This window comes from Christiangramia oceanisediminis (assembly GCF_022570735.2).
GTDB classification, from domain to species: Bacteria; Bacteroidota; Bacteroidia; order Flavobacteriales; family Flavobacteriaceae; genus Christiangramia; species Christiangramia oceanisediminis.
This window is the reverse complement of record NZ_JANCNS010000003.1, coordinates 55,883-68,648: the sequence shown is the minus strand read 5'-3', so window position 1 is coordinate 68,648 and position 12,766 is coordinate 55,883. Positions and strand designations below refer to the sequence as shown.

General features: G+C 43.8%; 9 protein-coding genes. 8 read left to right on the top strand and 1 reads right to left on the bottom strand.

The genetic code is table 11. From position 1 onward, the window contains the following. Positions 1–41: 41 nt before the first annotated feature. From MKO06_RS13050 to lpdA, 8 genes are all read left to right on the top strand, one after another. A complete protein-coding gene (locus tag MKO06_RS13050) occupies positions 42–1,025 on the top strand; it encodes an NAD-dependent epimerase/dehydratase family protein (protein WP_241552504.1) in 984 nt (327 codons plus the stop codon). A 135-nt stretch (positions 1,026–1,160) separates the two neighbouring features. Further along, positions 1,161–2,537 (top strand): 3-keto-disaccharide hydrolase, encoded by a 1,377-nt coding sequence (locus MKO06_RS13045; protein ID WP_241552503.1) that lies wholly within the window; start codon positions 1,161–1,163, stop codon positions 2,535–2,537. A gap of 10 nt (positions 2,538–2,547) precedes the next feature. Further along, on the top strand, positions 2,548–3,891 hold the full coding sequence (locus MKO06_RS13040) for a Gfo/Idh/MocA family protein (protein ID WP_241552502.1): 1,344 nt from the start codon (positions 2,548–2,550) through the stop codon (positions 3,889–3,891). A gap of 166 nt (positions 3,892–4,057) precedes the next feature. Beyond that, positions 4,058–4,507 (top strand): pyridoxamine 5'-phosphate oxidase family protein, encoded by a 450-nt coding sequence (locus MKO06_RS13035; RefSeq protein WP_241552501.1) that lies wholly within the window; start codon positions 4,058–4,060, stop codon positions 4,505–4,507. Positions 4,508–4,690: 183 nt separating this feature from the next. Beyond that, a complete protein-coding gene (locus MKO06_RS13030) occupies positions 4,691–4,894 on the top strand; it encodes a dodecin family protein (RefSeq protein ID WP_241552500.1) in 204 nt (67 codons plus the stop codon). Between the two features lie 91 nt (positions 4,895–4,985). Beyond that, entirely contained in the window at positions 4,986–7,655 is a 2,670-nt protein-coding gene (gene aceE, locus MKO06_RS13025; protein WP_241552499.1) for a pyruvate dehydrogenase (acetyl-transferring), homodimeric type, read from the top strand. A 27-nt stretch (positions 7,656–7,682) separates the two neighbouring features. Then, positions 7,683–9,086 carry a 2-oxo acid dehydrogenase subunit E2 gene (locus MKO06_RS13020; RefSeq protein ID WP_241552498.1) on the top strand — a complete coding sequence of 468 codons (1,404 nt, stop codon included), beginning with the start codon at positions 7,683–7,685 and terminating at the stop codon, positions 9,084–9,086. A gap of 11 nt (positions 9,087–9,097) precedes the next feature. Then, positions 9,098–10,495: a dihydrolipoyl dehydrogenase gene (lpdA, locus tag MKO06_RS13015; protein ID WP_241552497.1), complete on the top strand. Its 1,398-nt coding sequence runs from the start codon at positions 9,098–9,100 to the stop codon at positions 10,493–10,495. A gap of 84 nt (positions 10,496–10,579) precedes the next feature. Here the strand turns inward: lpdA and MKO06_RS13010 are convergent, their stop codons facing one another. Then, positions 10,580–12,748: a TonB-dependent receptor gene (locus MKO06_RS13010; protein ID WP_341849961.1), complete on the bottom strand. Its 2,169-nt coding sequence runs from the start codon at positions 12,746–12,748 to the stop codon at positions 10,580–10,582. Positions 12,749–12,766 lie beyond the last annotated feature (18 nt).

The window sequence follows — 12,766 nt, the reverse complement described above, 5'->3', positions numbered from 1 at the left end:
ACTCGCAGGCTTTTTATTAACCAACCAAAAAATCGAATGATATGAACTCCAAAGAGCTTTCTGGAAAAAAGGTACTCGTAACGGGTGCCACGGGATTTATAGGATACCGGCTGGCTGAAATTCTTGCCAGGGATCAACAGGCCAAGGTAACGGGCGCCGGGAGGAAACTGGATAAAGCAGGCAAATTGAAAGATTTTGGTGTGGAATTACTGGCTCTTGATCTAACCAGCGAACAGGAGCTCGATAATTCGCTCACGGGAGTTGATTTTGTATTTCATTGTGCTGGAGCCCTTGGCGGTGACGATAAAACAGCCGAAATGGTTAACGAATTAGCTACCCGTAAAATAGTAGAAACAGCCGCCTGTAATGGCGTAAAACGTATCGTACATATAAGTACGGTTGGAGTTTATGACATGACTCAGTCTGATACACTTGATGAAAAAACTCCGCTTGCCCTGGACCATCCGTCTAATTATCCAAGAACAAAGGCCAGGGGTGAAAAACTGGCTTTCAAAACAGGCAAGCTTAATGATGTTGAGGTTGTTGCAATTCGTCCGTCCATGGTCTACGGACCCGGCGACGGAGTATGGACCACGATGATGTATAAGAATGTTTGCGAGGGTAAGCCTGTTTTCCTGGGAGACGGAAATTATAGTTTCAATCCAGTTTACCTGGACGATGTCGTGGATGCAATGATAAAAGCGGCCACAGCTGAGGGCGTAAATGGCGAAGCCTTCAATATATCTTCAGAAGTTACCACCTGGAAACATTTTATGAATTATTACGGCGATGCCTGTAATAAAAAACCTAAAGGTATTCCGGTATTCATGGCTAAACTAATGGCAGCCGCCAATAAGATTCCGGGTGTTCAAACCCCTATCGATAAGGGCTTTATTGAAATGGCTACCTCCAATAAATTCTTTCCTGTTGATAAGGCTGGAAAAATGCTGAACTGGAAACCAAACACGAGCCTGGAGGAAGGAATGGAAAAGACTATCGCGTGGTTGAAAAACAGGAATACCTGAGAGAATAGGCTGGACCTTTCAGATTCTTCCTTCGTTGGATCCTCAAGATTTTAAGAGTTTTTTACTGTCAATTATAAAAGCAGTTGTTTATCACCTGTTTATTTAGGATATTCATAAACTATTAAAAACTTCAGCATGAATATCTTCAAAATTAAATGGATCGCTCCATTCCTGTTTATTTTTTTAACATTTTTAGTGAGTTGCGAGGAAAAAGAGGATCAGGAAGATCCCTGGGTCTCCTTATCCAATGATAATGATCTTAGCGGCTGGGAACAACTAGGTGGAGAAGCCAGTTACAGGATCGAGGACGGCATGATCGTTGGCTCGACGGTTCATAATACTCCCAATTCCTTTCTTGTTACGAAAGAAACCTACGAGGATTTTATTCTGGAACTTGAATTTAAAGTGGATTCCATCATGAATTCCGGAATCCAGATAAGGAGCAATAGTTTGCCAGGTTACCAGGACGGAAGGGTGCATGGTTACCAGGTGGAAATAGATCCTTCAGATAGATCCTGGAGCGGTGGAATTTATGACGAAGCGCGCCGGGGCTGGCTGTATACCCTGGAAAATAATCCTGAAGCACAAAAAGCTTTCAAACAAAATGAATGGAATCATTATCGGGTTGAAGCCATTGGGGATACTATTAAAACCTGGGTTAATGATACGCCAGCGGCCTATTTGATCGATGATAAGACTTCTGAAGGATTTATTGCCCTTCAGGTTCATTCAATCGGTGAAAATGATGAGGCCGGTAAAGAGGTCATGTGGAAGAATATCAGGATACTTACCGATAGCTTATCAAAATATTCAAAGGAAAGTCCACTGGACCCGAAAACTACCAAAAATGAACTCACGTATGCTGAAAAAAATGATGGCTGGAAACTGCTTTGGGATGGAAAAACCGGTGAGGGCTGGAGAGGCGCCCGGCTTGATGATTTTCCGGAAAATGGCTGGGTGATCGAAGACGGGAATTTGATCGTGCTGGCGAGTGAAGGCAAAGAGTCGGCGGCGGGAGGAGATATTGTCACCGATTCTCTGTACGGCGATTTTGAACTTAAAGTGGATTTCAAGATAACCGAAGGTGCCAATAGTGGCATTAAATATTATGTGGATACCGATCTGAACAAAGGACCCGGTTCTTCCATAGGCCTGGAATACCAGATACTGGATGATGACAGGCACCCTGATGCCAAACTGGGAAATCACGAGGGCAGCAGAACAGTGGCTTCGCTTTACGACCTTATCCAGGCAGATCCAGATAAGCCTATCAAGCCCGTTGGAGAATGGAACACGGCTCATATCATCTCTAAAGACAATCATGTAGAGCACTGGCTGAACGGCGTAAAGGTCCTGGAATATGAAAGAGGTTCAGAAGAATATAGAAAACTGGTTTCAGAAAGCAAGTATGTAGAATGGCCTAATTTCGGAGAATTGGAGAAGGGGCGTATCCTGCTCCAGGATCATGGAAACCGGGTTGCCTTCAGAAATATCAAGATCAAAACCTATTAAAATCCCTGTTATGACCACAAGAAGAGACTTTATTACGAAAACCGTTTTGGGGAGTGCAGGCTTAATGGCAGGAAGTTCCTTGATGGGCATGTCGGCGGCAAGCTATCGAAGGATCATTGGGGCTAATGACAGATTAAATGTTGCCATTGCCGGGCTGGGAAGACGACTTGGAGCTTACTTTGAACCGATATCAATGGAATCTTCCAACGTTCGGCTGATGTATCTTTGCGATGTGATGGAAAGTCAGCGAGAACGGGCCCAGGTAGAATTTTCAAAGCATATTGATTATAAGCCAGAACTTGAAAATGATGTTCGGAAGGTACTGGATGATAAAGAGGTAGACATCCTTATCAACGCTACGCCAGATCACTGGCATACCCCGGGATCAATCATGGCACTGCAGGCTGGCAAAAATGTATATGTTGAAAAACCCAGCAGTCATAATATGTGGGAGAATGAGCTGCTGGTGGAGGCTGCTTCGAAGTACGGTAAAAAAGTACAAATGGGTAACCAGCAGCGATCCTCAGGTCATACCATTGAAGTGATCAAGGAAATCCATGATGGGGCGATTGGCTCACCATATAAAGCGATAGCTTTTTACACCAATGCACGCGGAGAGGTTCCGGTTCAGCAAAAAGTACCGGTTCCGCAGGGATTGGACTGGGAATTGTTCCAGGGGCCGGCGCCGCGAAGGGAATATACCCGGGAAACCTGGGACTATAACTGGCACTGGTATGGCTGGGATTATGGAACTGCAGAATCAGGAAATAATGGAACCCATGAAATGGATATTGCCCGCTGGGCCCTGAAAGTTGATTATCCGGAACATGTGCAGGTGGAAGCTGCGAAGCGACATTTTAAAGAGGATGGCTGGGAAATGTATGACAGCATGCTGGCGACCTATAAATTCAAAGATGATAAGATCATTCAATGGGACGGACAAAGCCGCAATGGCTACCAAACCTATGGTGCTGGCCGGGGGACCATTATATATGGAACCGAAGGCAGCGTATTCGTGGATCGTGAAGGCTATGTACTAAAAGACCGAAATGGAAATGTGGTACGCGAAAGCAAGTCTGCTACTAATGAGGCGGGTACTGCCTTAGGCGGTGGGGGAGATATGAGTACGGCCCATATGATCAATTTCTTCGAAGCGATTCGCGGTAAAGCCGATCTTACTGCTCCCATCGACGATGCTAATATCTCCATGGCCATGGTACATTATGCGAATATGGGGTACAGGGCGAATAGTGATTTTCACGTAGATCCAAATACCGGCCGGATACTGAATGATAAGGTTATGAAATACTGGTCGAGGGAATATGCACCGGGCTGGAAGCCAAAGCTTGATTAAGTCTTCAATACCTCCAAGAGTCAAAATTCTGGTTTAAGTGAACCTATGAATTTTGCCTTCTGGATCTTCATGCAATTTTTTTATCGTAGATATTCATAATACATGATATCCGTTATTTTTTAAAGAACTGTTTTAGAGTACTTTAATTGCTTTAAAACATTCGGTCATGAAAAATTTAACAAAAGAAGAATGCCTTTCCCTGCTGAAAGAAAATTATATCGGGCACCTGGCCTACCTGAACAGGGGTATTCCCGAAACCTTACCCATTACCTATTTCTTTGATGAAAAAAACAATTCGATAATAAGTTATTCCGGGGAAGGTGTGAAAATTAAAATGATGAGAGAAAAGCCACAGGTCTCTTTCCAGGTGGAGGAAATTCAGAATATAAGCGAATGGAGATCTGTTCTCCTTTATGGGCGTTTTGAAGAGCTGGAGGCTATCGACGCAAAGACTAAACTTCATGAATTTGCAGAAGGGGTAAAAAATATTCTTCGGAATAAAGAAAATATAGACCTGGATTACCTGAACGAATTTTCCAGCAAAGTGGTGACTCCGGCCAACCCGATAGTTTACCGCATAAATATTTCAGACATAAAAGGAAGACAGAGGCTTTAGCATTCCTGGGTTATCCCGTTCAAAATATGCTGGGGTGTAAAATTCCGGGATACTTTTCCTTTCAAGTCTTTTTACATGCTTTTAGATTCTTCTGTTAATCAATGTTAATCATTTGAGATAGAGCAGGCTATTAATTAGTTTAATAGGTGACCAATGAATGTATAACTTGAAAAATGAAGAATTATGAGTATTGTTAAAGTAATTGAAGTTATTGCAACCTCTAAGAACAGTTTTGATGAGGCCACGGCCAATGCGGTCAAGGAAGCCTCTAAAACCGTAAAAAACATTAAATCGGTTTATGTAAAAGAGATGAATGCCAATGTAGAGAACAACGAGATTGTTACCTACGCTGTGAATGCTAAGGTCTCTTTTACTGTAAATGCCTAAAAAATAAGAGATGTGACGCGGGAAACCGGGTCACATCTTTTTTTCTTTCCATTTTTAATCTATTCCCTCCCATTTATTTAGAAGAAGGCCTATGTCTAAAGAACAAAACAAATCAAATTTCGAAACCGAGAACCAGGAATGGCTGGATTCATTCAGGTGGGTACTTGATAACGAATCGCCCGATCGAGCCCAGGAATTGCTTGAACTTCTGAAAGATGAAGCCAGAAAACAGGGAATTGACTCAACCTATTCTCCAAATACATCCTATCTAAACACGATCCCAAAATCTGAAGAAGAGGCTTATCCCGGAAATCTTGAGATCGAGGAGCGAATACTGTCTTACATCAGGTGGAACGCCATGGCCATGGTAGCCAGGGCCAATAAGGAAAATGAAGGCATTGGCGGACATATTTCTACCTATGCATCTATTGCAAATTTGTGGGAAGTCGGTTTCAACCATTTCTTTAAGATTTACGAAAACGGAAAGGCAGACCTGGTTTATTTCCAGGGTCATGCTTCACCGGGAATCTATTCCAGGGCTTTCCTGGAAGGCAGGCTTAGTAGTGAACAGCTGGAGAACTTCAGAAGAGATGTCAAATCTGATAAAAGTCTTACATCTTATCCCCACCCTAAATTGATGCCGGACTTCTGGAACTTCCCAACCGTTTCAATGGGCCTGGCACCTATAATGGCCATTTACCAGGCACGTTTCAATAAATATTTAAAGCAACGTGGCCTAATTGAAGAAAATCAGCAAAAAGTATGGGCCTATCTTGGCGACGGAGAAATGGATGAACCTGAAGCCAGGGGAGCGATAAGCATAGCTTCCAGGGATAAGCTCGAAAACCTGGTATTCGTGGTAGATTGTAATCTACAAAGGCTGGATGGGCCGGTAAGACGAAATCATAAGATCATCCAGGAACTCGAAGCTTTATTCCGGGGTGCAGGCTGGAAAGTGATCAAAGTACTCTGGGGTAAAAAATGGGATCGGCTATTTGAAAAAGATAAAGGCAATAAGCTGGTTAATATCCTGAATGAAATTACAGACGGGCAGCTTCAGAAATACGCTTTTGAAGATGCTTCCCTGATTAGAAAAGAGCTTTTTGGAAAAGACGAGGAACTTCAGGAACTGGTGGATGATCTAACGGATGATGAACTGAAAGAACTCATTCGAAATCGTGGAGGACATGATCCCACACGTATTTACAACGCCTATAAACTGGCCGAAAGAACCAAAGGCCAGCCAAGCATCATACTGGCGCAAACCATTAAGGGTTATGGCCAGGGTGACCAGGGCGAGGCGAGCAATGTCTCTCATCAAACCAAGAAAATGGAGGTAGCCGGGCTTAAGGAATTTCGGGACTATTTTAAGGTGCCGATTTCAGATGAAGACCTGGAAGATATTCCTTTTATAAAACCAGATGAAGACAGCGAGGAGCTGGCTTATTTAAAAGAAAAAAGAGAGAAGAACGGCGGTTTTATCCCAGCACGGAAAGACAGGTCGGAAGCTTTACCAATGCCTTCAGAAGAGATCTTTAGCAATTTTTACGAGGGTTCTGACGGGGACGAGGTTTCCACTACCAGCGTGCTTGTGCAGATCCTTAGCAAGTTGTTAAAAGACGAGAATACGGCAAAAAGCATCGCACCCATCATTCCGGATGAGTCACGAACCTTCGGGATGGAGTCGCTTTTTCAGCAGGCCGGCATCTACGCGCCTGAAGGTCAAAAATATGAACCGGTAGACGAGGATAGTTTATTGTATTATAAAGAGGCGAAAGATGGAGCTATCCTGGAAGAAGGCATCACCGAGTCGGGTTGTATGAGCGAATTTATCGCGGCCGGAACGGCCTACCTGAACCACGGGCTGAATATGGTTCCTTTCTATTTTTTCTATTCGATGTTCGGATTCCAAAGAACCGGTGACCTGATGTGGGCTGCAGCCGATGCGGGTGCAAAAGGTTTCCTGGTTGGCGGAATTTCAGGCCGTACCAGTATTCCCGGCGAGGGATTACAGCACCAGGATGGCCAGAGTCACCTTTATGCGTATGCGTATCCAGGTTTGAAGGCATATGATCCCGCTTTTGCTTACGAAGTTGCCGTCATCGTCAGGCATGGGCTGAAGGAAATGTATGCCGATAAAAAGGAAAAATTCTATTATATCACGGTGGGTAATGATACCTATCCAATGCCCCCGATGCCTGATAAGGTGGAAGACCAAATCCTGAAAGGAATGTACCGGTTTAAGAAAACTTCAAATAGAGGTAAGAAAAAAGCACATCTGTTCGGAAGCGGAGCCATCATGCAGGAAGTCTTAAAGGCAGCCGAAATCCTGAAGGATGATTACGAGGTGAATGCAGATATCTGGAGCATTACCAGTTATAAATCTCTTTATGATGATGCGATCGATACCGAAAGACGAAACCGAATGTCTTCCCAGATGAATCCCGAAAAGAATTATTTACAGGAATGCCTGAATGATGAAAAGGGAGTTTTCGTAGCGGCCACTGATTTCGTAAAGGCCCTGCCGGAATCGATCTCCAAATGGTTTCCGGGTAAACTTGTAAGTCTTGGAACCGATGGTTTTGGAAGAAGCGATACCCGCGCTGAGCTTCGGAAGTTTTTCGAGGTAGACGCTGTTTCCATCGTTTATGCAACGCTTTACCAGTTAAGCCTGCAAGATATTATTGAGACTAAAGTTTTGAAGCAGGCAGCAAAGGACCTGGAAATTGATCCGGATAAAGCAGATCCCAGGAATACCTGATCCTAATAGTATTTAAAATTTAAAAATATGGCTGAAGAAATTAAAATTCCACAAATATCTGAAGGTGTCGATAAGGCGACGGTAAATGAAGTCCTGGTTTCCGAAGGGGACCAGATCGAAAAGGACCAGAGTTTAATTGTGGTTGAATCTGATAAAGCTTCGGTGGAAATTCCTTCTCCAAAGGCCGGAACAGTAGAAGCTATCAAAGTGAAGGAGGGAGATGAGGTGGAAGTAGGAGACGTCATTCTTACCCTGGAGGTTTCAGAAGATGAGTCTGAAAAGGATTCCGAAGAGGACACAGAAGAAAAAAGTAATGAAGAAGACGATAGCCAGGACAAAGAGGAGGAGGAAACAGAAGAAGATTCTGAAAAAGAAAAATCCAAAGAGTCAAAGAAAAAGGATAAGGAAAAGGAATCTTCTGAAGATAAAGAGGATACATCCGAAAAGGAAGAAGAAGAGAAATCCGATAAGGATCAGAAACCGGATAAGCAGAAAGATAAAAAATCTGATGCCGATAAGGATGAAAAATCCGGTTCAGGAAAAGCTGAAAATGTTCCAGCTTCTCCTGGTGTTCGCCGGTTTGCCCGGGAAATTGGAGTGGATATAACCGAGGTGTCCGGAAGCGGGGAAGGCGGAAGGATCAGCAAGGAAGACGTGAAGTCTCATACGAAATCAGGAAAAAAAGAGGAGAAGTCCAGCCTCTCAAAACTTCCTGATTTTAGCAAGTGGGGGGAAACCGAGGTGAAGCCGCTTTCAAATATCAGGAAGGCAACAGCGAAGGGTACTTCCGCAGCCTGGAAAGAGATCCCACACGTATTCCAGTTTGAGGAGGCCGATATTTCAGGCATCGAGGAATTCATGGAAAAGAACAGCGAAAAGGCCGAAAAGGCAGGTGGTAAACTGAGTATCACGGCGATCCTCATAAAAATTGCCGCTACGGCATTGCAAAGATTTCCGAAATTCAACGCCAGTGTGGACATGGAAAACGAGGAAATGATCCTGAAAAAATATGTAAATATTGGCGTGGCCGTTGATACCGAAAAAGGTTTGCTGGTTCCTGTGATCAAAGATGCAGACAAAAAGGGGCTTATCGATATTTCCGTTCAACTGGTTAACCTGGCAGGAAAAGCAAGGGATGGAGAACTGGATCCCGATAGCATGAAGGGAGGAAATTTCAGTATTTCCAACCTGGGCGGTTTTGGTGGAACCAATTTCACGCCTATCATTTACCATCCGCAGGTCGCCATTCTTGGAGTGTCGCGTGCTGTAAAAAGACCTGTTTATGTTGAGGATAAACTGGAACCCAGATCCATATTGCCCTTAAGCCTTTCTTATGATCATCGTTTGATCGACGGGGCCGAAGGAGTACAATTCCTTAACTGGATAGCTAAAGCCCTGGAAGATCCTTACGAAGCGCTTTTGGGTGCCTAATCTAAAACTATATGCCAGATAAAAACAAAAAAGAACTGATCATCATTGGTGCCGGTCCTGGCGGGTACGCCGCGGCATTCAAGGCGGCCGACCTTGGTATGAAAGTTTGCCTGATAGACCCTGAAGAGAACCCGGGAGGCGTATGCCTGTACCGCGGTTGTATTCCTTCCAAGGCATTGCTTAATATTGCAAAAATCAAACAGGAGGCTCAGGAAGCTTCGGAATGGGGGATCGAATTTGGTGATCCAAAAATTGATATTGACAAGATCAGAAAATGGAAAGATAAGGTCGTTAAAAAACTAACCGATGGTTTAGGGCAGTTGGCTGAAAATCGCAATATCGAGTATATCCGGGATAAAGCAGGTTTTGTTTCAAACGAAAAGATTCGGTTAAAAGACAGCGGTAAAGAACTGGGTTTTAAGCATCTCATTCTCGCTACAGGTTCCAGCAACCTGGAACTACCTGGAATCGAAATAGACCATAAGAAAGTGATCGATTCTGCCGATGCGCTCGAACTTCAGGAAATTCCGAAGTCCATGCTGGTGATTGGGGGAGGATATATTGGCCTGGAGATGGGAAGTGTATATGCGGCACTTGACTCCGATGTTTCAGTAGCTGAAATGACCGAAGACTTCCTTCCGGGAACAGACAGGGACCTGGTAAAGGTATTCCAGGATAAACATCCATTCAAGGATTTGTATTTCAATACGAAAATTGAAAAACTTTCCGTAGAAGATAAAAAAGTAAGCGTGGAATTGAAGATGGAAGATGGGACTAAAGAAAAGCAATTCGACAAAGTGCTTGTGGCAGCGGGAAGAAAACCCAGTACTGCGTCACTGGATCTGGAAAATACGGAGATAAAAGTAGATGAGAATGGTTTTATTGAGGTTGATGAAAAACGCAGAACAGCGGTAGAGAATATTTACGCGATTGGAGATTTGACCGGGGAGCCTATGCTTGCCCATAAAGCCAATTACGAGGCGAGGATCGCTGCCGAAGTGATCTCGGATGATAAGGCAAGTGCCTATGACCCCAGATCTATTCCAGGCATTGTTTTTACCAATCCTGAAATTGCATGGAGCGGACTCACCGAAACCGAAGCTTCGGAAAAAGATATGGAAGTGAAAATTTTAAAATTTCCATGGTCGGCTTCTGGAAGAGCTCTTTCTATGGGAACCAGCACTGGACTGACCAAACTGCTTGTGGACCCGGAAACCGGAAGGATCCTGGGAGGTGGCGTTGCAGGAAAAGATGCCGGAAGCCTGATTTCAGAAATTTCGCTGGCGATCGAAATGGCCGCAACGGCGGAAGATCTCTCGCTTAGCATACATCCACACCCAACTTTATCGGAAACCATTATGGAAGCTGCAGAAAGCTTTATGGGAGTGCCAACTCACCTGGCAAAATAAAATTTCGCTTTCGGTGAAAGCCTTACTTAATAAAAAAGCCTCCAATTTTTTAAGATCGGAGGCTTGAAGTCTATCCGGATGTATTTATAAATTCAATTTAAAACCGCCATTGATCACAAAACCATCTACCGGTGCATAGATATCGCGGAAGTTGGGATCTTCCAAGGTTCCGGTGAATACGGTATCAAACCGGCTCTGCCTGGTGTCAAGGATATTTTCAAAATTAAGAAAGACCGAAAATTTTTCGCCTATTCTTTTCTCCGTCATTACCCCAAGTATCCAGTATGGTTCGCCCGTGCTGCCATCTGTCAATTCCTGTGAACTGTAATAATATCCCTCCAATCCAATCCAGAAATTATCGTGTTTTTCGTACATCAGTACGTTATTGAGTCTATGTTGAGCAACCAGAGGATATTGCTCTGTTTCATCATTCAAATGTTGATTAACATCAGCCAGTGTATATCCCACGAATAATTTTAGATCCTGATAACTCCAACGCATATTTGCTTCAATACCCTTACTATCAATATAGCCACCAGGTTGTGTAAATTCGTAAAAACTTCCAATTGTCTGATTCAGTACTAAAGGATCGTTTATCCTGGTATAGAAAAATAGCAGGTTGGTAGAAAGGTTGAGGTCGTTGGTGATGGCCCACTTGTAATTTCCATCTACATTGAAACCTATAGAGCGCTCGGCCTCTGCTTCATCTGCATCAATAGGCAATACATTTTGAAATTGCAGCCGTTCTACTTCTTCGGTGAATATACTCGGCGTTTTATATCCCATTCCGCCACCGGCTCTAAATGTCAACTTTTCTGAAGGTTCGAACATCAATGAAAACCTGGGCAACAAATAGAATCCATAATTGCTTTGATAATCGCCTCTCAATCCTGTTTCCAGGGTCCATTTTTGCTCGATATCCCAGGTGTTCTGAACGAATGCACCTATGGTATAATTGCTGAAACTAAGGTCCTGGTTTGGGTCTCCCTGTTCCTGGTCGAAATCTTCGGTCCAAAGATTCAGTCCGCCTATCCATTCGGTGTCTTCCTGAATTGTAGACAGGTTTACTTCTGAAAATGAAGAAACCTGGTACCCGGTAAATGCATAATCTGGAATTTCAATTTCCCGTTCAAAAAGACTAATACTGTTCTTAACCTGAAGAGAAGTATTATCAGAAAAACGATGGTTTCCCAATAACTGGGTAGAAAAGCGTTGGGTATCGTTCCTTTCGAAATAACCAGGCCCGCTTTCATTTTCAACATAATCCATGGCTCCACCCAGTCGATCTTCAGAAACAAAATTAAAGCCGATATTAAAATCGGTATTCTCATCATAATCTACGAACAACCTGGGATTAAGCGTAAAACGCTCAAATTTCGGGATCGCCGTTAAGCCATTATCGGCAGGATCATACGGAGTTCCCAGATTATAGGAAGCAAAAACGGTGGTTCCCAGTCTTCCGAATTTTTCCGAATAAAAACCGCTAAGATCCAGTCCCAGGGCAGAAGTTAAGTTGGCCATAAAACTCAATTCCTGCTCATCCTCCGGGGTTTTGGAAATAAGATTTACGAGTCCGGCGATAGCCCCGCCACCGTACAGTGTGGAGGAAGCACCCTTGATCACTTCCACCTGTTTCAGGTCAAGAGGCGCGATCTGCATCAGGCTTAATCCGCCGGAATAGCCAGAATATAAGGGAAGCCCGTCTCTTAATAACTGGGTATATTTGCCGTCCAGTCCCTGGATCCTGATACTGGAATTATAACTGGTGGCCGAGGTTTGCTGGGTTTGGATCCCGGTACTTTCATTGAGGAGCATTCGAATGTCACCGGGTTTCATGTTGCCTTTTTCGGCGAGTTCTTCCCCTGCAATAAATTCGATGCGGGTGGGAATATCCTCAAAGGTCCTGGAGCTCCGGGTAGATTCGATCACAATAGTTTCCATCTGTTCTTCAGAAGGCTGCAACCTGATTTCCTGCTTGTTTTCTTCTTCAGATAACGGAAATGTCCTGGTGATGGTGCGGGTTTCAAAACCGATATACCTGATCTCGATATCATATTCCCCATCGGGGATATTCCGGAGGACGGCCTTTCCTTCCTCGTTGGTGGTAGTTCCTATATTTAACTCCTGAATACCTATGGAAACCCCATAAAGCGGTTCATTGGTTTCGGCATTTAGTATGGTGGTCTCAAATTGGTTTTGAGCTAGGAGTGTATTGCCTGCCATAAAAAGCAATACCAGAATGATATTTTTCAAAACTGTTTTTTTTTGAAG